Origin of the sequence: Lichenifustis flavocetrariae (assembly GCF_026130545.1) — a bacterium.
GTDB lineage: Bacteria > Pseudomonadota > Alphaproteobacteria > Rhizobiales > Beijerinckiaceae > Lichenihabitans > Lichenihabitans flavocetrariae.
The window spans coordinates 206,318-226,648 of record NZ_JAMOIM010000006.1; the positions used below are offsets into that span (position 1 = coordinate 206,318).

The following is a 20,331-nucleotide window of genomic DNA, read 5'->3' on the forward strand; positions in this document are numbered from 1 at the left end:
TCTTCCGCACAGGCGACCGCGGACGTAGGCGGGAGCATTGCGTCTGAGGTATTTGCGTCACCCGACCTGAGAGTTCGACATTGCCCTTGTCCCTTCCCCGCTTCCGTCTCGCTCCCGACATCGACACGAGCCGCATCATCACCGGCCTGTGGCAGGTCGCCGACCAGGAACGGGACGGGCGGACGCTCGATCGGGCGAAAGGCGCCGATGCGCTCGCGGCCTATGCGTCCGACGGATTCGACACGTTCGACATGGCGGACCACTACGGCAGCGCCGAATTGATCGCGGGCGCGCTTCTGAGCCGCTTCGCGCCGGATGATCCGGCACGGCCTCGCGCCTTCACCAAATGGTGTCCGAAACCCGGGCCTATGACCCGGGAAGTCGTGCGGGACGGCATCGATCTCGCGCGCTCGCGGCTCGGAATCGGCAAGATCGACCTCCTGCAGTTCCACTGGTGGACCTTCGAGCATCTCGCCTATCTCGATGCCGCGAAGGAACTCGCGGCCGCCCAGCGGGACGGTCTCGTGGGGCATCTCGGCGTCACCAATTTTGACGTGGGCCACCTGCGCGTCCTGCTGAAGCACGGCGTGCCGGTGCTCACCAATCAGGTGTCCTTCTCGCTGCTCGATCGGCGCGCCGCCGGCGAGATGAGCACCTTCTGCATCCGCAACGGGGTGAAGCTCCTGGCCTATGGGACGCTGGCGGGCGGCCTGCTTTCGGAACGTTGGCTCGGCGTGCCGGAACCGGGTGCGGACGAGATCGCGGACTGGAGCAAATCGAAATACAAGCGCTTCATCGATGCGCTCGGCGGCTGGGCCGTATTCCAGACGATCCTCACGGCCGTGCAGGCCGTGGCGGTCCGGCACGGCGTGTCGATCGCCAATGTGGCGACCCGGTGGGTGCTGGATCATCCGGCCGTCGCGGCCGTGATCGTGGGTGCGCGGCTCGGCGAGGCGGAGCATCGCGCCGACAACAGCCGTACCTTCGGTTTTACGCTCGATGCGGTGGACCGGGCCGGGATCGACGCCGCCTTGGCGCGAGCCACCCCGATCCCGGGCGATTGCGGCGACGAATACCGCCGCCCCCCCTTTCTTACCGCCTCAGGTGACCTCAGCCACCACCTCGCGGCCGTGCCACGTTATTTTCAGGCTACACCAATCGAGGGGCGGCCGAACCGGGCCCAGGTTGATTCGGGCAGCGTCTGGGAGCCGATCGCCGGCTATTCGCGCGCGGTCAGGGTTGGTGACCGAGTGCTGGTGAGCGGGACGACCGCCACGCATGGAGTGGGCGAGACGGTATGCCCCAACGACCCCGCGGGACAGACCACCTTCATCCTCGACAAGATCGCCGCCAGCCTCGCGGCGCTCGACGCCACCATGGCGGATGTGGTGCGCACTCGGATCTACCTGCGCGATGCGAACCACTGGGAGGCTGTCTCCCGCGCCCATGGGCAGGTCTTCGGCGCGATCCGTCCCGCCAATACGCTGTTGGAAGTGGGGCGGCTCGTAGGAGATTATCTTGTCGAGATCGAAGCCGAGGCCGTCGTCGGCGGGATTTGATAAGGCTCGTCTCAGCAGGTCCGCGTCTCCGCGATTGGCCCCGCTGCTCACGAGCGTCGCACGCCATCCTGTATGCTCATGCCGCAGGATCTTCATGAAATGAGGTCCTCGCGTGGTGAGGAACAAGCGTTGCAACTACGAGAGGCTTAAATAAAATCCTTTATAATGTTTAGACCAATTCGAATGAGATGAGGAATGCTATCGTTACCAGCACTAATTTCCTCTTCTATCACTAACTTAAGCCTTCGATAAGCCAGATCGTTCCCATGTAGTTTGAACGATTTGCAGAGAGCCACGATGATTGGCTCTACGTCACTCGCTCGATCGTTGCAAAGGCTTGTGCACATAATAGGCCCCAATTCTGCAAATTCGGAAATGATCAAATGCAAGCAAAGTTCGCACCCAGGACCATGAAATTTTGCGTTGTCGCAAAGGGAAAGGTCAGAGCCTGCCTGTGCGTGAAGGCAAATAACATGCTTCAAGTAAGCTTATCATCGGGCTTATAGACCGACAGATCAACCTGCTTGGAGCCTCACAGGCTCGAACCGGACGACGTTTCCTTTGGTTGCGTAGTCGAACGGGCAAATCCATCCCTTGTTCGGCTGAACTGAATGGTCTTTGAGCCTCGGTTGCGCCGCTCGACGGATGAGGTCGGATCCGGGCGGTCCGAACAAGATTGCGGTTGGCTTTCGGTCGATTCGTTGCTTTCTAGACGGGTTCGCTCAAGGAGGTCGGCCGTGGGACTGGTATTCGCACTGCTTCTGATCGGAATTCCTGCCGGTGTCATCGCTTTCGATCTCATCAGTATGCATGACACGGCGAAGTGAGAGAGGTTTGACTTCGTAGACGCGATCACCGGGGCGATGTCTCGCTGATGTTGTTTATGAAACCGGGCAGCCTCGGGCCAGCGACAGTGTCGTTGCATTGTCTCAGGCACGGGCACATCCCTGTTGCCTCCGAGGATCGGCATTTGTCGAGAGAAGTCTTATAGTAGCGAAGTCTTGGGTCGGCTGCGGCATCCAACGTATTGCATCGGGACGGGCGTGAGGATCAGATATCGAACGGTTGCGCATCAGCCATGCTTTGCGTGACGCACCGAAGGCGGATCTCAATCGGCGACGGCGTTCCCGCGAACGACGCGACAGGTTTCTCGCCTGAGTTCGATCCTCTTGGCGTAGCCTTGCCGCTCCAGGTCAAGCGCGCAGGAAAAACCCTTGCTGGTTCGCCGCACGTCGATCGTCATCGTCAATATCACGCCGTTCGTCGGATTGGTCCATTGCCGACCGACGCCTGACCCGGTCCATTGAAACGGCGCCTGTTGCCCGTAGTCCTGCCCGGAAATCATCGCGAATGAACCGGCATTGTGCGGGTTGCCGCTCTCGACCGTCTGCTTCGAGAAAATCCGCCCATCGCGGCCAAAGTAGATGCGCTCATGAAACGTCTGAGTGAAGGGTGGCTGTTCGTCGGGGATCTCCTCTTGGCGCTCCCCGATGACGGAATAGCCCTCCAGACTCCCGAGAAGATCCTGCGCACTGGCGGCACTCGCGAGAAGCCAGAACGACGCTGTGATCGTTGCGACCAGTACCCAAACGCGACCCATGCACGTGGCTCTCGTTCCAAGTTGAAGTCCGGTTCGAACCGTATGCGAGTGATGGCCAAGCGCCAAGAGGTCCCCGGAGAGTGGTTTCAGCCGGCCGTTGCTACGGTCAAGGGAGTTGGACAGTCGGCGAGCCTGGCGGCACGGCTCCTGGCGGTGCCGCCACGGATCATTTGGACCGACGCCGAGCCGTTCATAAACACTTAAGCCGCTATGCCTCAGCGCGGTCGCAGCCTTGCAGATATGTCTATAGTCATGCGTTTCATGCATGGGTATAGATGACCCAACAAGGAGATACGACGATGACCAACTTGATCAGGAACCTGCGCACCGCTCTCGCCAACCGCCGCGCCTACAATCGTGCCATTGCGGAGATCGCCAACCTGGACGAGCGTGAGCTGTCCGACATGCGTGTTGACCGCGAGACGCTGGTGGCCGGTGTCTATCGCGAAGTCTACGGCGCGACGCGCTGATTGGACCTTTCGAAGGGGAGCTGGACCTAACAGCCGACAGGTTGAGCCTGAGGGCTACGAGGCCGGTTCATTCGAGGTCTTGCGAGAGATCGTGCGCCGAAGCCGGTCGGACCCAGCACTTGGCTGAGCCCGATCTTACCCGCGGCGCCTCGTCTCGCTCAGGCGGCCTTTAAGGTTGCGGCGGGTTTCAACACCGCTTCAGTGATGACGCGGTCGTCTTCCAGGCTCCGGAGCGGGGCAATGCCCTGGGTCTGCAAGGCACCATGGTAGGCCCGCACGGCTTCTTCGGGGGCGATCGTGCCGTCGGCCACTTGGCGCATCAGTTCGAGCAGGGTCTTGGGGGCCTCGGCAAGATTGATCTTGCGGCCGAACAGGGCCACGCGCGCCCCATATTTCTCGGCTTGATGCAGCAATTCGAACGTGTCGCGCGTGGTGCCCGCACCGCCGCCGAGCACGCCGACCACGAGGGTCGAATCGAAACTCGCCAGCTCTTCGAGCGCCTTCGGACCGTTATAGACGATCTTCAGGAACTCGGGCCGGTCCTCGACGTTGACGCCCGCGAGGCACCGCAGGATGCTGTCGTTGACGAACTCGCCGAGCTGTTCGCGGCTCATGCCCGTCTCGACATTCGGGTTGAAGACTTCGAAGAAATATTTGAATTCGTTGGCGGCCGCCTCGGCCCGGAATGCCGAAAACCGTTCCTGCGCCATGATGTCGATGTCGAAGTCGTTCATGAAGGTCACGGAATAGAGCCCCAGGTCCGTTCCCTTGATGGGCGCACCGGGTTGCGGCGTCGCGGTGCCGTAGCGCACGCGTGACAGGTTCGCGGTGCGGAACGGATAGGACGGCTTCTTGTGATAGGCGCCGTGACGCACGGCGGACCAGCAGTCGGTCGTGTCATTCGCCCGGATGGCGGGCTTCACTGCACTGTCCTTGAACGCCCCGCGCTGATGCAGCAGGTCGAGGTTCGAGGCCGAGACCAGCATGATGTCGACCACGTCGTGGGCGATGATGCCGGCGATCTCGTCAATGAATTCCTGGCGGTTGCGAAGGCGGCGCGACGTCCCGTCCGGGCTCCGCACGAAGCCGAGATTCGCGGCGCCCGATCCCATATCGGCATCCTTGGCATCGGCGATGATGAAGTCCGAGCGCTTGTAACGCCCCGCTCGAATATTCCCGAGCTTCGTATCCATGCGTGTGGTCATCGTTTCCTCGCGCGTTATCGCTGGTCGCGGAGCCGCTCGCAGACGACCCTGCCTCGCTCTCATTACATTCCAAAATCTTCCAAATCAATACCAATCATGCTCAACCGAATGATGCGGTGCCGCGGACCGGCACGACCGTGACCTTCGGGTGAAGCGCATGCAGCGCCGCGAGCTGTTCGGCGTCGAGCCCGTCGTCGGTGATCACCTCGTCGATCGCCGACAGGTCGCAGAAGGTCGCGAAAGCGGGTTGGGTGAATTTGGAACTGTCGACCAGCAGGATCTTGCGTCGGGCAGAACCGATCATGGCGCGTTTCAATGCCGCGACTTCGAGCGAAGCGTCGGTCAGGATGGCGCCCGTGACCGCATAGGCCCCCGTGAAGCACACATCCGCGTGGACCGTGTCGAAGAAGCTCTGCCCGGGCTCGCCCGCCAGCGCATTGGTGCCCGGCCGGATCGTGCCGCCGGGCATGATCACCCGCCAGTTCGGCACGCTGGCGCAAAGCTGGGCGATGTCGAGGCTGTTGGTGACGACCGTCAGGCTGAGGTCGCGCATGATCGCCGCCCGGACCGCCTCGGTCACCGTGGAAGAGCTTTCGAAGATCACGCTCTCGCGCGGGTTCAACCGCAGCGCCGCCTCGGCCCCGATTGCGATCTTCTCGGCTCGCCGGATATGGGCATTGATGGAAGGCTCGCGCTCGAAGGTGGCCTGCAGCGGCGGCACCAGAAGGGCGCCGCCGTGGGTCCGTTCGAGATAACCGCCCTCGACCAGATGTTCGAGGTCGCGCCGCACAGTCGACTGCGAGCCCCCGATGGCCTCGGAGAGTTCGGCGATCGATGCCGCCCCGTTGACGCGCAGATGTTCGAGGATCAGGGCGCGGCGCTTGGCCGGGATGATCTCGACGCGTTTGGTCGGGGCGTTCATGTCTGGGGTTCCGGTGGCTTCCTGTCATCCATGAAGCCGAACCGGCGGCCGTCGTGCAAGTTGGATGGGCGGTTACCAGATCGTATAGCCGCAATCGACGAGCATCAGGGACCCCGTCATGGCGCTGGAGGCGTCGCAAGCCAGGAACAGGATGGCGGAGGCGATCTCGTCCGCGGTGGCGACCCGCTTCATCGGCGTCATCTCCATCCAAGTCTTGAACATCGGCTGGTCGAAGCCGCCGCGCGACATGACTGTGTCGACATAGGTGGGCGCCACCGTATTGACCCGGACGCCGCGCTCGGCCCACTCGCCGGCGAGCGAGCGGGTGAGATGGTGCACGCCGGCCTTGGCGGCATTGTAGTGCGCCTGCCGCTGCGGCTTGTTCGAAATCAATCCCGACATGGAGCCGATCGTGATGATCGATCCGCGCCCGCGTTCGAGCATCGGCCGGCCGAATTCCCGGCAGGACCAATAGACCCCGTTCAGATCGACGTCGACGACCTTGCGCCAGACGTCGTCCGGCATGGCTTCGCCCGGCGTGTCGGGCCAGGCAATGCCGGCATTGGCCACCAGGATGTCGACTCCGCCATGCCGGCGGTTCGCCTCTTCGGCCGCGCGCCCGACGGCATCGGGCTTGGTCACGTCGAGAATGACGGCATCGACCTGCCGGCCCTTGGCGGCGAGCTCCGCGCGGCCGGCCTCGAGGATCGATGCGTCATGGTCCGAAATGACCACGTTGGCGCCGGCCTCGATCAGCGCCTCGGCGGCGGCAAGGCCAATACCGCGCCCACCCCCGGTGATAAAGGCCGTCCGGCCGTCGAGCTTGTATTTGTCGAGATACATGGGTCGTTCCCCGTTTGATGCGATCGCGACGGGCTGGGAAAGCCCGCCGCAGGCTCGTGGTCTGTCGGTTCGCTCCGTCAGGGCTTCGGATAGCCGGCCTGGCGGATGGCGCGCTCGGTGGTGGCCTGCGCTTCGGCCAGCCCCTGGTCAATCGTCTTCTGGCCCGCGATGACGGCCGAGAATGTCTGCCCGACAGCCGTGCCGATGTTTTGGAACTCAGGGATCCCGACAAACGAAATGCCCGTATAGGGCACCTTCTCCTGTGTGGAATCATGCATGTTGGCGGTCTCGATCGTGGCCAGCGTCAAGGGCGCGAAGGGGGCCGCGTCGAGATAGGCCTTGTTGTCATAGGTCGATTTGCGCGTGCCTGGCGGCACGCTGGCCCAGCCGTTCTCCTTGGCCACGAGGGCGATGTATTCGGGCGAGGTCGCCCAATAGACGAAACTCTTGGCCGCCTCGGGGGCCTTGGAGGAGGTCGGCACCGCCAGGGCCCAGGCCCACAGGTAATGATTGCCCTTGTCGAATTTACCAACCGGCGGATGCGCATAGCCGACCTTGTCGGCCACCTTGCTCTCCTTCGGGTTGGTCAGGAAGCCGGCCGATACCGTTGCGTCGACCCACATCCCACACTTGCCCGAGGCGAACAGCGCCAAGGTCTCGTTATATCCATTGGCCGCCGCACCGGGTGGTCCGTAGTCCTTGAGCAAGGTGACGTAGGTGGTCAACGCGTCTTTCCAAGCCGGCTTGTCGAGCTGGGCCTTCCAATCCATGTCGAACCAGCGACCGCCGTAGCTATTCACCACGGGACTGATCTGGCCCATATTCTCGCCCCAGCCGGGCTTGCCACGCAGGCAGACGCCATAGACGCCATGCGTCGGGTCGTTGATGGCTTTGGCGAAGTCGCCGATCTGTGCCCAGGTCGGCTGATCCGGCATGGTCAGACCGGCCTTCTCAAAAAGATCCTTCCGGTAGAAGGTCATCTGGCTCTCCGCATAGAACGGCAGAGCGTAGAGTTTGCCGTTGACGGACAGGCCATCGCGCACGGACTGCAGGACGTCGTCGAGTTTATAATCGGCCGGAACATTCGTGAAGGGCACGAGCCAGTCCTGCTTGCCCCACAGCGGCGCCTCGAACAGGCCGATCGTCATCACGTCATATTGGCCGCCATGCGTGGCGATATCGGTGGTGAGCCTTTGACGCAGGACGTTTTCCTCCAGCGTCACCCAGTTGAGCTTGATGTCCGGATGGGCCGCCTCGAAGGTCTTTGAAAGTTTCTGCATCACGATCATGTCGTTGTTGTTGACGGTCGCGATGGTCAGTTTTGTTTCGGCCATGGCAGGGCCGGTCGAAAGGGCGACAACAAGCGCCCCCAGGGTGATCCCGAGTTGTTTCATCATTTCCTCCCGTTTCGCCGGATCTCCGGCGGCTCGACGGACTTGGCGTCCGCTCTTGGACGGGTCAGGCGGTTGCCCGATCCCGCTTTTCCTCTGCAGCCCGCTCCTGGCCCAAAGCCAGCAAGCAGCCTGCGGTGAAGGTGTCGCCGAGCCCGAGTGTGGTGAGCGGGCGCTCCAGATAAGGTGACGCGCAGGCCACGGCCTGCCACTCGCCGTGCCGCGCATGTTCGGGCATCGGTAGATCGTGGAAGCGGGCGGACGGGCCCAGCGCACTGGGAAGCACCGGCTTGCCGGCCTCTGCCCTGGCGCTCGCCAGAAGACAGCCGGTCATGAGCGCCTGCATTTCGACGTCGGGATCCCGCTTCGTCACGGCCGCCGCCCAATGATCGGCGTGAACGCAGACGCGGTCGAAACCGGTGCGCTCGCCGAGCCGCCTCATGGCAGCGGCCGGGTCGCCGTCTCGTCCGTCGATCGCGATCAGTTCCGAATGGCTCATGCCGACGGATGTCGCGACGCCACGGCTGGAGGCAAGCACACGTTCGACGAGGTCGAGGCTATCATAACCCGCGAGTTCGAGATGAATGGTCTGTAGGCCGGCGGCGCGCCAACGGCGCCCGAGCGCCATGGTCCGGGCGAGTTCGCGGTCGAGATCATCCGCCGGTACTGCGCTGTAGCCGGACAGAAGCCCGGCACCGGCCTGGGGGGCGAGCGACGGGGTCAGCGCGTCGAAGTCGGGATCGTCTTCGAGGCCGAGATTGTGGAACCTTACGATGATGCGGGACGAACGGCGGGGAATCAGAGGTCCCACAGCCCGCCCCGCGGTATATTCAAAGATGAAGATCGCCGGACGTCGAACGCCGCGCGGCGCTACTTCCGCTGCAAGGCCGATCCGGCCGCCCTCGGCCAGCAGAATGCCGGGTGGCACGTGTTCCAGCATGAAGGACGATCGGTCGCCCAGGCAGAGCAGCGCCGGCGCCCCGAGCGTCGAGAGCACCCAGGCGGCATGCGGACCCGTGCCACCCAGTGAGGTCACCATCGGGACATGGGTGGCAAGCCAGCCTGGACCCTCCGGCCAGTCGACCGCGACCTCACCACCGACGCCCGCTTCGGCCCGCCCGAGCAGAAGCGCCGCGAAGGCGGCCGCATGTGGGTCGGATGCGTCCAGCAGGGCCTGCATGTCATGCATCGACACGCGAGCGTCGATGCAGGCACCCAAACCGCAAAAGGTCAGAGGCGCCGCAGCCGCCGCTTCAGGCAGCGCCGCAATGCACGCGTCATATCGCGATGCCCAGACATTCGGAGCAACCATCGAGTTCCGCCCAAATCGCGTCATCGCGCGTCAATTGTTATCTATTTCATGCAAAGTCCTCCAGACTTTGGCTTGTGTCAAGGGTCATGGAAGGCTGCCCGTCGTTGCATGGCGGCGCCGCAGAGGCCGATCGAAGGGCCTTCCGGCCGCGTCCTCGCTTCACCAGGGCAAACATCCAGATCAGGGGAGGGCGCTCTGGAGGGCCCGGAGGAGTTCGTCGGACGGATTGCCGTCGGGCACGAGCCCGACCCGCGCTTGGGCAAGCCGGATCGTGTCGCGGAGTTCAAGGCTGACCCGGCCTTCCCGGTTGTCGACCGGCAGCCCGAGCGCGGCAAGTTTTGCTTGAAGTGCGATGCGGCTCTCACGCGACATGCCGGCTGCATTCGGCCATGCCGCGGCCACCGCGGGTCCTCCCTGCATACGGTCGGCCAGCGTGGCGACACTCAGCACATACGCATCCGAGAAATTATAGGTCTTCAGGACGGGGTAATTGTCCGTCACCAGAAAGGCCGGACCGGCCGCACCCGCAGGGAAGAACAGAGTGGCATCGCCGCGCGCCGGAAAAGCCTCTCCGTCCGGCCGCGTGACGCCATGCGCCGTCCAATCGGTGAAACTGCCGTGGCTCCGCGCCAGGTCGAGCCCCGGCGGCAGCCGCACCTCGACGCCCCAGGGAAGACCCGGTTGCCACCCCTGCTGGCGTAGGAAATTCGCGATCGAGGCGAGAGCATCGGGCACGCTGCCCCAGATGTCTCGTCGCCCGTCGCCATCCTGGTCGACGGCATATTTCTCGAAGCTCGACGGCATGAACTGCGGCTGGCCCATGGCGCCGGCCCAGGAGCCGCGCAGTTTCTCGCGCGGCACATCGCCGTCCTTCAGCATCGTCAGTGCCGCGAGCAGTTCGGCGCGCGTAAGGTCGGGGCGCCAATCCATGGCCGCCAGCGTGGCCAGCGAACGGATCACGTCCTTATTGCCGGGCGATGCGCCATAATTCGTTTCAAGTCCCCACACGGCCACGACGATCGCCGGCGGAACACCGAAACGATTTTCGATCGCCGCAAGAGACTCATGCCACCGCGCAAGGGCGGCCTGTCCGGCCGCGATCCGGCCCGCCGTCACCTGGGAGGCCAGATAGGCCCCGATGGGCTTTGCGAATTCCGGCTGCCGCCGTGTCAGCGACGCGACCGTGGGATCGGGCACGAGGCCCGCGAAAGCCGCATCGAAGACGGCCCGTGGAATGCCTTGGGCCTGGGCCGCCGGCCAGAGCGTGGCCATCAAGGTTGAAAAGGGCGCTCCCGGCGCAGCCGCGCGACCTTCCACAGTCGAAAACGCCAGAATGGCGCAGACCATGGCAAAGGTGCGTCGGAAAGCCGTCGAGCCATGCCGTCTGCCGATCACGATCTCATAGTCCCCGCCACGTTGCGCTCCTTCGGCATGGTGTCTCAAAGGATCAGCCTGACAAACGCCAGAGCTCCGACGGCCTGAGCGATGCATTCTATAACCCGGTTTCGTCCACAGGACTCAAGCACGGCGTCTCGCCACCCGCCGGCAACACCTTGCGGGATCGGGTCGAACGAGCCTATGCGTCAGCATGAAGAGCGCCGAGACGCTCGATCATATCGGGATGGGTCATGTCTGCTACTGCAACACCGGGCATCACGGCTGCCGCGCCTGGGGATCTCGACAGCGCCGTCGCCAAGGCGCGGGCCAGGCTCGTCCCATTCCTGATCCTCATGTACACGTTGGCGTTCCTCGATCGCTCGAACGTCGGGTTCGCCAAACAGGCCTTTCAGGCCGATACGGGTCTCAGCGACAGCGCATTCGCGCTCGGTGCCGGGCTTTTCTTCGTCGGATATGCGCTCTTCGAAGTGCCGTCGAACCTCATTCTGCATCGGGTTGGCGCCCGCTGGTGGATGGCACGCATCATGATCACCTGGGGGCTCGTCTCGGCGGCCACGATGTTCGCGCATGGCGAAACCTCATTCTACATCCTGCGCGTGCTGCTTGGAATCGCCGAGGCGGGCTTCTTCCCGGGCGTGATCCTCTTCGTCACCTTCTGGTTTCCCCGCCGGACGCGCGGGCGCATTCTCGGCCTCTTCTATTTCGGCTATCCGCTTTCGCTCATGTTCGGCAGCCCGCTCAGCGGTCTTTTGCTCGATTTCGACGGCGCTTTCGGTCTGCGTGGTTGGCAATGGATGTACCTGATCGAAGGGATCGTCGCCTCGATCGTCGGCATCGTCGCCTACTGGGCCCTGTCCGACCGGCCCGAACAGGCGACGTGGCTCAGCCCGGGTGAGCGCGCCGCCATCGCGCAGGAACTCGCGTCGGAAGACCGTGCGAAACGCCATGAAGGTCCCGCTTCCTTGAGCAAGGTCTTCACCGATCCGCGTATGCTGCATTTCACGCTCATCTATTTCCTGCTGCAGATCGGCAGCTATGGCGTGGCTTTCTACCTGCCGACGCAGGTCAGCGCGTTGCTGGGGGTCAAGGTCGGGCTTGAAGTCGGGTTGGTCTCGGCCATTCCTTGGGCGGTTGCGCTGGCCGTCATGTTCTTCTGGCCTGATCTTGCGGTGAAGACCGGCAACGAACGCTTGTTCGGATTTGTGTCCGTCCTGGCCATCGGGGTCGGGCTTGTCATCGCGGCCCATGCGTCACCAGCGATCGCCATCGCGGCACTGTGCCTGACGACAGCCGGTATCGCTTCCGCCCAGCCCATCTTCTGGACCTTCCCGACCAATTATCTCGGCGGGATCGCTGCAGCAGGCGGGATCGCGGCCATCAACTCGGTCGGCAATCTCGGCGGGTTCTTTGCCCCGAACCTCAGGGTTTGGGCCGAGCATCAGTTCGGAACGCCCGTCGCGAGCCTCTATGCGCTTGCCATTGCGGCGGCCTTCGGGGCCGGGCTGGTGCTTCTGCTACCGCGCCGACGCGGCACCGTCTGATCCGGGCAAGCCAGACCCTTACGAGCCCTGGACCACATAGGCACAATAGCCATAGCCCGTGTCACTCTCGGGCCGTGAGGTGCAGATGTGGCACTGGGTATCCTGCGAAGGCAGAACGTTCTCCTTGCTGAACTGAACACCCGTCGGCCGGAATGTCAGCATGCCCCCGGTCCCGGATCGGAGCTGGTCGCAGGGCACGGGATGGCAGTCCCGTCCCGAGCAGCACCGGGCATCGTACCAGGAATGCGCGCCCACAGGCGTGGCGGACAGAAGTAGAAAAAGCGACGCGGGTCGGACAATCACGAGGCAGTCTCCTCTGCTGTCACGCAATGCGGCGAGGAGAGCCACTCGCTACGCCCGACCAAATCGCCGCTTTCATAGACTCTTCATGCAACGCTCGTGCCGAAGCAACCCGCCGCATCGTCGCATCTGCGCAAGACGACCTGCCTGCGACCTTCCGCCCCGAACCACCTGCGATTCTCGACCGTTCACTCCCACACAGGGAGAACCACACCATGATCGATCCGGCCGCAGATCGCATGCGAATGCAAGATCCGCGCACCCAACATCCGATGCCGCCCTTTCCGAAACAGCCGCAGGCCGCGCCGGGTCTCGCCACGAAAATGGAGCCGCAACCCGACCACGGAGAGCTGAGCTACAAAGGACATGGGCGCCTCTCAGGGCGAAAGGCGCTCATCACAGGCGCCGATTCGGGGATCGGGCGTGCGGCCGCCATTGCCTATGCGCGTGAGGGCGCCGATGTCGCGCTGGTTTATCTTCCCAGCGAAGAGCCCGACGCCAAAGAAGTCGTGAAGCTCATCGAAGCCGAGGGCCGCAAGGCCGTGCCGCTGCCGGGTGACATCAGCCAGGAAAGCTTCTGCGAAACACTTGTCGAGCAGGCGGTGGCGGGGCTCGGCGGGATCGATATCCTGGTCAACAATGCCGCCAAGCAGACCACCCAGTCGGACATCGCCGACATTACGAATGAGCAGTTCGACAAGACGTTGAAGACCAATCTCTACGCCATGTTCTGGATCACCAAGGCGGCCCTGCGTTTCATGCCCCCCGGTGCCGCCATCATCAACACGAGTTCGGTGCAGGCCTACCATCCCTCTCAGGGGTTGGTCGACTACGCGACCACCAAGGCCGGCATCCAGGCTTTTACGGAGGCGCTGGCGCGCCAAGTCATCAGCAAAGGGATCCGGGTGAATGCCGTCGCACCTGGACCGTTCTGGACTGCGCTGCAGCCGAGTGGCGGCCAGACCCAGGAGAAGGTGGAAAAATTCGGCTCCTCCGTGCCGATGGGCAGGCCCGGGCAGCCTGTCGAACTGGCTCCGGTCTATGTCCTGCTGGCGTCGCAGGAAGGAAGCTACATCAGTGGCGAAACTTACGGCGCCACAGGCGGAAACAGCCTTTAGACCGGCAAGCACTCCAAAGCCGCGCTCCTGTCGATGTAAGTTTCCGCAAGGTCACACGACATTGTCTCCATAGAATTGTCGCCAACTCTGGAACAACGGTCACGATCCGGCTGTTCAAAGATTGGCACCTCTTTGGGAGGACCGTTTGGCTTATTGACCCAAACGGAAGCAGTCCGGCCCCACGCGGGGGTGACGGCGGTGCAGCAGCACCTTTGCGCTCGTCGACCAGTCGACGAAACTTGCAATAGCCAGTCTACCAAGGGATGAAAGACATGCCAGACATTCAAACGAACGATGTTCATAGTCGCACGATCACGGCCTTCTTCGACACCCGTGACGCCGCACGGACGGCAACCGACGATCTCGTCGCTGCTGGAATTCCGAAGGAGCACATCACGCTCACGGAGGGGTCCCAGTCGGGCACGGTGACCGAGCGATCCACTGCGACGGAAGACAAGGGATTCTGGGACGAGCTGAAGGATTTGTTTCTGCCTGACGAGGACCGTCACGGCTATGCCGAGGGATTGCGCCGCGGAGGATATCTCCTGTCGGTCCGTGTTGAGGAAGCCAACTACACGCGCGTGCTCGACATTCTCGACACCGACGGGGCGATCGACATGGATGAACGCGAGGCGCAATGGCGCTCGTCCGGCTGGACCGGTGCCGCGACCGGGGCGATGGCCACGGACAATCGCACGTCTTCGGCCACCGACATGAAGCTGGCATCCGCGACCGCGACGTCGTCTTCAGCGACCCGTACCGCCACCAGTTCGCCTGTGACGGCAGCGAAGACCAGTAATGCATCCGCGGCGGTCGATTCCTTGCAGGCGGGCCATGACGAAGTCATTCCCGTCTACGAGGAAACTGCGCAGGTCGCGAAGCGTGACATCAATCATGGTCGTGTGCGCCTGCGCAGCTACGTGGTCGAAACGCCGATCAGCGAACAGGTGAACCTGCGCAACGAGCAGGTGCAGGTTGAGCGCCGCCCAGTGGATCGTCCCGTCTCAGCCACCGACGTTGCCTTCAAGGACCGCGTAATCGAGGCCGAGGAACACGCCGAGGAGGCGTTCATCACCAAGGACACGCGGGTCAAGGAAGAGATCAGCCTACGGAAAACGGTTGAAACTCAGAGCCAGACCTTGGCCGACAAAGTTCGTCGTACGGAAGTGGATGTCGAAGACACCCGGGCCGATCGAGGCCTCGCGGGCACAAGCGGATTTTCGGCCGTGACGGACGCGAGCCGAATTGCCGAGCATATGGACGTGATCGCCTCCGACGGTACGAAGATCGGTACAGTCGATCACCTTGATGGGCCGGACAAGATCAAGCTTGCGAAGACGACGTCACCTGATGGGCAGCACCATTACATTCCGCTGACCTGGATCGATCATGTCGACGCGCATGTACATCTCAACAAGACAAGCGTGGCAGCGAAGGCGGGTTGGTAGGAAACATGATTCCCGGCAGGAGGGTTCTGATGTCTCCTGCCGGAGGTTTTTAAATGATCAAGGATGGGCCAATGCCCGACATCACCGAGTCGCAAACCGTCGAACTCATCGAGGAAGTGGCGGATGTAGGTGTGCGTGACGTTGTGACTGGGCGCGTGCGCGTCGAGACCCGCGTCAAGCAATTTGAAGAACTTGCCCGTATGGAGCTTCAAAGTGACGTCGTCGAAGTGAGCCACGTGCCGATCGGTCGCGCCATTGTGGGTGACGTTCCACAAACTCGTGTCGAAGGCGATCTCACCATCATACCGATCTTCGAGGAGATCATGGTCGTCGAGAAGCGGCTGGTTCTCAAGGAAGAGATTCACATCCGAAGACATCAGAAGGCGGAGACCGTCGAGATCCCGGTCACTCTGCGGCGTGAGACGGCGGATATTCGTCGCCTCGGCCCAGCACAAGGTTGATTGATCGACGTTCGCTTGCAACGAATACTATTAACCAAAGACCAGCCACAACCTCGATTGTGGCTGGTCTATATTTGCGTCAAACCATCAACGGCGAGCGTGTAGAACCACGGCGGCCAGATAGCCGACCGCGCCGGCCAACAACACCGCGGCCAAGGGATATTCTTCGATCTCTTTCCGGGCGAGGTTCACGCCCCGTCGCGCATATTGGCTGCTCTGATCGTAGGCCGTCGATGCATAATCGCTTGCCGCATTGGCAACATCGGGCCAGCGATCCTGCGCTTGTCCTGCGAGGTCCTGAGCCTTGCCGGCAACCTGGCGCGCGGCATCCTGGGCATGTTGACCGGCATTCGCAGCATAGTCCGAGACGGCATCGGGCAATTTATCCTTGGCCTGGCCATACAGATCCTGCGCTTTGCCGGCCACCTGTCGCAACGTACCCTCGACCTGATCGCCCGTGTTGCCCGTCACATCACCGACGGTCCTTTGCACCTTGCCGGCGGCGTCCTGCAGCGTTCCCTTGAAACGATCCGTGTCCATCTGACCCTCCTTCGACTTCCGACTGGGTAATGATTGGCGGGCAAGGAAGTTGCGCGAAGCGAAACGCGGGCGTGACCCGAAGATCGATATCGGCCGGGGACGTTGCGGGTTGGCGGGCGGGCAGGCGCTCAGCGTGCCGGGTGATCCTCGCGCGGGGGGCTCATGAGGTGGCCGGACAGTCGCAATTGGAGCATCAGCCCCTGCGTCCACGCGAACGTGGAGGCAAGCGACAGAGCCAGCATTGCGTCTCCGAAAATGCGCGGAAGCGTGTCGGGCTCGCGACCGGGCGGGAGAGAGACGGCCGGCCTGGGCGTGGATGGTGGCAGTGCCATCGGTTGAGCTTGCGCGACCTCGATTTCAGGGCCGGGCGGAGCGATTTCCGTTCGCGGCGATTGAGACGCCGTGTCGCGCCCCTCCGCGAGGGGCGGCCGCAGATTCTGAGACAGGCGTGGCCGCTTGGTCATGCGAAACTCTCCATGCTGGTCGTTATGTCGGACGATGCCTGAGTCAAAGGCTTAATTGCGTCCGCACCCAGGCGAGAAGCTCGCGCACCTCGCCGTCGGCCTTGCCGTCCGGCTCGAATTCGGCGGCGGTCTGCCCCAGTGTTAGCGCGTGTCCGTAGGCGGCGCGCTGATGCAGGACGACTGGCGCCAGGGTCAGATCATGTTGGGCGACCGCATCACGCGCGTCCTCTTCGACCCGCGGCGCCCGGTGTGGCGCGTGGTTGAGCACCACATAGGCGGGCTTGCCGGCCAGTTTTGCGATCTTCGCCGTCGCGGCTATGGCCCGGAGGTCGAGGATGCCGGCCCGGCACGGGATGAGGATCAAGTCGGCCGCCTCGGCCGCCGCGATGGCGGCATCCGCCGAATGCGGCGCCGTGTCGATGAGAACGAGAGCCGTGCCGCTCGCGGCGGCCATTTGCAAGGCCTTGCCAAGGCGGCTGGCCTGGATCGACGTGACGGAGGGGGCTTCCGCCTCCCGGCTGTCCTTCCAGCCGGATGCACTCGCCTGCGGGTCGAGATCGAGCACCGCGGCCGGCACTCCGGCATGCTGCGCCGCGACTGCGAGATGCAGTGTGAGGGTGGTTTTGCCCGTGCCGCCCTTTTGCGAGAGAATGGCAATGGTCTTCATGAGCCCGCCGCTGCGCGGTTTTCCCAAGACGGGACCGCTGCCCATCTATACCGGAATCACGCGGCCGTGATAGCAGAACGGCGGAAGGCAGATGCCTTCATGTCGAAGCCCCTTGTGAGGTCACCACCCGAAAGGGGCGAACAGAGCGCAGAAAATCACCAGCAGGGCGATCACGATAAGTCCGGTTTCGGACACGCGAGGCGGCGTCCGCTCCGGTAAGGGGTCGGGCTGGGGAGCAGCCGGAATGGGTGGTAGAAAGCAGAGCATCGGCGCTGACTTGCTTCGGTTCTACCGGAGTTGACCACCCGGGCGCGACGAGGTCAATCTGTGCCGCCGGTGCTTGGCATTGCGACGAGAGCACAATTCTCGCACCGCGGCGGTTTTTCATATCGACCTCGGCCATCCCGGAAGCGGGCGCCGGGGCCGTAGCACCACCCCTCGACAGGACCGCCATGATGAAGATCACCCAGCTGACCCACCACGATCTCGATGGCTACGGGGCTTCGACCGTCGTCGGCACCTACGCCGATGTGCATCGGGTCGTCCATGTGGCGCGCTATGCCGATGTGGGGCCGGTGGTCGAGAGGGAGCTTGGGCGCCTCCGGCGCGCCGAACAGCCCGAAATGCTTGTAATGACCGATCTCGGGCTCGAGCCGGTGGCCGTCACTTTCCTCAAATCCTTCGCGGCCATGAATGCCAAGCGGGGAGGGGAGCTTGGACACCGGCTGCTCGTTCTCGATCATCACATCTCCTCGGTGGACCAGCTCGTCGCGCAAGGGGTGCGTCCGGCGTCCGCCAGCGGAGACGATAGGCCGGGGCTGAACCGATTCTCCTTCGACGATCCCGCGATCGTTGTCATGGTCGACGAAACCCGTTGCGCGACGCGGCTGGCCTATGACCATCGCGAGCTTTACGCCACGCATGCGCCGGACGCCGAGATGGAAGCCGGGATCGCCGCTCTGGTCGCGGCCGTCGACGCTGTCGATCTATGGCGGAAGGAGCACCCGATCTTCCGGCAGGCCCTCGTGCTCGACGAAGTGTTCTGGGACAATGTGTCGGGCTTCATTCCTGCCGCCCATCCCCAGCATGACGCCTTCATTAGCCGCCTGCTTCTCGGAATGGCGGTCCGTCTCGGCAAGGGGGACGTTCCCGCGACGATCGAGCGGGAGGTCGGGGCCATCCGGGCGCATATCATCGACACGATGCTGGCCGGAGAGCGCGACGACGATCGTGACATGACGACGCGAATGCGGCTCGCGCCTCTGCTCGCCCGCTCGCCAGACCTGTTTCAGCGGATCGACGGCGGCGCCAAAGTGTCGTTCGGCCTGGATGCGGGCACGTTCCAGCGCGTGTCCGACGTCATCATGGCGAGCGGCGATGCCGCGCTTGTGATCAACGTCCAACGCTCCGGTTCGATGGCATTCCGCTCCAACAACGAGACGGCGCTAGCGACCGCACGCAAATTCTCGGGTGGCGGCCATAAGGACGCGTCTGGTGGCAGGTTGCCGAGCGGCGGCGCCACATCCCTGGCAGACGCCGTGGCGCAGATCGCATCCGTCCTCAATCCGCCAAAGCCCGATCTCTCGAAGAGCCCCTTCGCGGCGTTGCAAGGGTTCAAAGCGTAAATTGTTTATGCCGAGGGCGTCGAAGGCAGCCGCACGTTGAGCCAAGCTGAAGGCATTGTCCGGCGGCAAGATGCGACTGTAGTCTCCCCGTCACCGGTCCGTCACACGTGATTGCTAGGCCGAACGGTGAGCGCCGAGGACCGCAGCGAGTTTCGGCGCCTTCGTTCGAAGGCAGGCAGGCGTGGGCTCATCTGGACTTTCACACCTCGACGCGGCCGGATTGGGGGACGTGACCACGCGGCGGCGCGTCAAAGGCGCGGTCGAACATCATCGGTTGCTGTCGCTCCGGGGCCTGCAGGACCGTTTGTTCACCCTTGCGTTCAGCGGTCTGGTCTATGCCCAGATCTGGGAGGATCCGGTCCTCGACATGGAGGCCCTGGCGCTCGGGCCGGGCGACAGGCTGGTGGCGATCGCGTCGGGCGGTTGTAACGTCATGAGCTATCTCACGGCCGATCCGGCCGAGATCACGGCGGTCGATCTCAACCTTCATCACGTTGCCCTCAACAAACTGAAGATCGCGGCCGCGCGCGCCTTGCCAGATCACGCGACCTTCTACGACCTGCTGGGGCGTGCAGATTCGGCGCGCAACATCGCCGTCTATCGGCGGCTGTTGCGACCGTCGCTCGACGCGGACACCCGTGCCTATTGGGACGGCCGCGACCTCCTCGGCCGCCGTCGGCATGGCTATTTCGCCACCAATCTCTACCGGCACGGGCTCCTGGGCCGCTTCATTGGGCTGAGCCAGGCGCTGGGACGCCTCAGTCGCGTTGACCTCGGATCCATTCTGGCCGCGACGGACAGGGCCGGACAACGGGCCGCCTTCGATCGCCATATCGCACCCTTCTTCGACCGCCCGCATATCCGCTGGCTGCTCCGCCGCCGCGCCTCCCTGTATGGCCTCGGCATTCCGCCCGCCCAATATGACACGCTCGCGGCCGAGGCGGGCGAGGGGGAAACCATCGCCCACGTGTTGCGGCAGCGGCTGGAAAAGCTCGCCTGCGACTTCGATGTCTCGGAGAATTATTTCGCCTGGCACGCCTTTGGACGCGGCTACAAGCCGGAGGGCGACGGGCCGGTGCCGCCCTACCTCGAGGCGAGCGCCTTCTCGACCATCAAGGCCCGAGCGCACCGCATCGATGTGCGCCACGTCAACCTTATCGATCACCTTCGCGGCCGGCCGGCCGGCAGCCTCGACGCTTATGTGCTGCTCGACGCGCAGGACTGGATGCCCGACGAAGTCCTGACCGACCTTTGGGTCGAGATCACCCGCACCGCGCGACCCGGTGCCCGCGTGATCTTCCGCACGGCCGGAGAGGCGAGCGTGCTGCCCGGCCGCGTGCCGGAGGATGTCCTTGGCCGCTGGTCGACGGATTCGGCGCGCTGCCGGAACCTCACGGCGCGCGACCGCTCCGCCATTTATGGTGGGTTCCATCTCTATACGCTGCGCCCTGTACATTGAGTACGGAC

General features: G+C 63.5%; 19 protein-coding genes and 1 pseudogene. 9 read left to right on the plus strand and 11 right to left on the minus strand.

Annotated features, from left to right (window positions below):
- Window positions 1–86 precede the first annotated feature (86 nt).
- Window positions 87–1,559 carry an aldo/keto reductase gene (locus M8523_RS11535; RefSeq protein ID WP_345894243.1) on the plus strand — a complete coding sequence of 491 codons (1,473 nt, stop codon included), beginning with the start codon at window positions 87–89 and terminating at the stop codon, window positions 1,557–1,559.
- 1,108 nt (window positions 1,560–2,667) lie between these two features.
- On the opposite strand, the gene M8523_RS11540 is transcribed toward M8523_RS11535, so the two are convergent.
- A complete protein-coding gene (locus tag M8523_RS11540; protein WP_282585014.1) occupies window positions 2,668–3,159 on the minus strand; it encodes a hypothetical protein in 492 nt (163 codons plus the stop codon).
- 299 nt (window positions 3,160–3,458) lie between these two features.
- Here M8523_RS11540 and M8523_RS11545 point away from each other — a divergent pair, with 299 nt between their 5' ends.
- Window positions 3,459–3,629: a YjiS-like domain-containing protein gene (locus M8523_RS11545; RefSeq protein WP_282585015.1), complete on the plus strand. Its 171-nt coding sequence runs from the start codon at window positions 3,459–3,461 to the stop codon at window positions 3,627–3,629.
- Window positions 3,630–3,787: 158 nt separating this feature from the next.
- On the opposite strand, the gene M8523_RS11550 is transcribed toward M8523_RS11545, so the two are convergent.
- From M8523_RS11550 to M8523_RS11575, 6 genes are all read right to left on the minus strand, one after another.
- Window positions 3,788–4,834: a hypothetical protein gene (locus tag M8523_RS11550; RefSeq protein ID WP_282585016.1), complete on the minus strand. Its 1,047-nt coding sequence runs from the start codon at window positions 4,832–4,834 to the stop codon at window positions 3,788–3,790.
- A gap of 100 nt (window positions 4,835–4,934) precedes the next feature.
- A complete protein-coding gene (locus tag M8523_RS11555) occupies window positions 4,935–5,756 on the minus strand; it encodes a DeoR/GlpR family DNA-binding transcription regulator (protein ID WP_282585017.1) in 822 nt (273 codons plus the stop codon).
- 72 nt (window positions 5,757–5,828) lie between these two features.
- Entirely contained in the window at window positions 5,829–6,599 is a 771-nt protein-coding gene (locus M8523_RS11560; protein WP_282585018.1) for an SDR family NAD(P)-dependent oxidoreductase, read from the minus strand.
- Window positions 6,600–6,676: 77 nt separating this feature from the next.
- Window positions 6,677–7,996 carry an ABC transporter substrate-binding protein gene (locus M8523_RS11565; protein WP_282585019.1) on the minus strand — a complete coding sequence of 440 codons (1,320 nt, stop codon included), beginning with the start codon at window positions 7,994–7,996 and terminating at the stop codon, window positions 6,677–6,679.
- A gap of 61 nt (window positions 7,997–8,057) precedes the next feature.
- Window positions 8,058–9,326: an ADP-dependent glucokinase/phosphofructokinase gene (locus M8523_RS11570; protein WP_282585020.1), complete on the minus strand. Its 1,269-nt coding sequence runs from the start codon at window positions 9,324–9,326 to the stop codon at window positions 8,058–8,060.
- Between the two features lie 156 nt (window positions 9,327–9,482).
- Window positions 9,483–10,745: a lytic murein transglycosylase gene (locus M8523_RS11575; protein WP_282585021.1), complete on the minus strand. Its 1,263-nt coding sequence runs from the start codon at window positions 10,743–10,745 to the stop codon at window positions 9,483–9,485.
- 185 nt (window positions 10,746–10,930) lie between these two features.
- On the opposite strand from M8523_RS11575, the gene M8523_RS11580 reads away from it, so the two are divergent.
- Window positions 10,931–12,241: an MFS transporter gene (locus M8523_RS11580; protein WP_282585022.1), complete on the plus strand. Its 1,311-nt coding sequence runs from the start codon at window positions 10,931–10,933 to the stop codon at window positions 12,239–12,241.
- Window positions 12,242–12,259: 18 nt separating this feature from the next.
- Here the strand turns inward: M8523_RS11580 and M8523_RS11585 are convergent, their stop codons facing one another.
- On the minus strand, window positions 12,260–12,544 hold the full coding sequence (locus tag M8523_RS11585; protein ID WP_282585023.1) for a hypothetical protein: 285 nt from the start codon (window positions 12,542–12,544) through the stop codon (window positions 12,260–12,262).
- Between the two features lie 212 nt (window positions 12,545–12,756).
- On the opposite strand from M8523_RS11585, the gene M8523_RS11590 reads away from it, so the two are divergent.
- The 4 genes and pseudogenes from M8523_RS11590 to M8523_RS11605 all read left to right on the plus strand — a co-directional run bounded on the left by M8523_RS11590 (window position 12,757) and on the right by M8523_RS11605 (window position 15,568).
- Window positions 12,757–13,659: an SDR family oxidoreductase gene (locus tag M8523_RS11590; RefSeq protein ID WP_282585024.1), complete on the plus strand. Its 903-nt coding sequence runs from the start codon at window positions 12,757–12,759 to the stop codon at window positions 13,657–13,659.
- A gap of 713 nt (window positions 13,660–14,372) precedes the next feature.
- Window positions 14,373–14,822: pseudogene (locus tag M8523_RS11595) on the plus strand (YsnF/AvaK domain-containing protein); the annotation flags it as partial.
- A 63-nt stretch (window positions 14,823–14,885) separates the two neighbouring features.
- Window positions 14,886–15,107 carry a DUF2171 domain-containing protein gene (locus M8523_RS11600; protein WP_282585100.1) on the plus strand — a complete coding sequence of 74 codons (222 nt, stop codon included), beginning with the start codon at window positions 14,886–14,888 and terminating at the stop codon, window positions 15,105–15,107.
- Window positions 15,108–15,178: 71 nt separating this feature from the next.
- On the plus strand, window positions 15,179–15,568 hold the full coding sequence (locus M8523_RS11605) for a YsnF/AvaK domain-containing protein (RefSeq protein WP_282585025.1): 390 nt from the start codon (window positions 15,179–15,181) through the stop codon (window positions 15,566–15,568).
- 87 nt (window positions 15,569–15,655) lie between these two features.
- Here M8523_RS11605 and M8523_RS11610 read toward each other — a convergent pair whose 3' ends face one another.
- From M8523_RS11610 to M8523_RS11620, 3 genes are all read right to left on the minus strand, one after another.
- Window positions 15,656–16,108 (minus strand): CsbD family protein, encoded by a 453-nt coding sequence (locus tag M8523_RS11610; protein WP_282585026.1) that lies wholly within the window; start codon window positions 16,106–16,108, stop codon window positions 15,656–15,658.
- A gap of 128 nt (window positions 16,109–16,236) precedes the next feature.
- Window positions 16,237–16,572 (minus strand): hypothetical protein, encoded by a 336-nt coding sequence (locus M8523_RS11615; protein WP_282585027.1) that lies wholly within the window; start codon window positions 16,570–16,572, stop codon window positions 16,237–16,239.
- A 43-nt stretch (window positions 16,573–16,615) separates the two neighbouring features.
- Window positions 16,616–17,239: a nucleotide-binding protein gene (locus tag M8523_RS11620; RefSeq protein WP_282585028.1), complete on the minus strand. Its 624-nt coding sequence runs from the start codon at window positions 17,237–17,239 to the stop codon at window positions 16,616–16,618.
- A gap of 452 nt (window positions 17,240–17,691) precedes the next feature.
- On the opposite strand from M8523_RS11620, the gene M8523_RS11625 reads away from it, so the two are divergent.
- Window positions 17,692–18,864, plus strand: coding sequence for a dimethylmenaquinone methyltransferase (locus M8523_RS11625; RefSeq protein ID WP_345894244.1), 1,173 nt, complete (start codon window positions 17,692–17,694; stop codon window positions 18,862–18,864).
- A 229-nt stretch (window positions 18,865–19,093) separates the two neighbouring features.
- Complete coding sequence (locus M8523_RS11630) at window positions 19,094–20,323, plus strand: BtaA family protein (protein WP_282585029.1); 1,230 nt, start codon at window positions 19,094–19,096, stop codon at window positions 20,321–20,323.
- Window positions 20,324–20,331 lie beyond the last annotated feature (8 nt).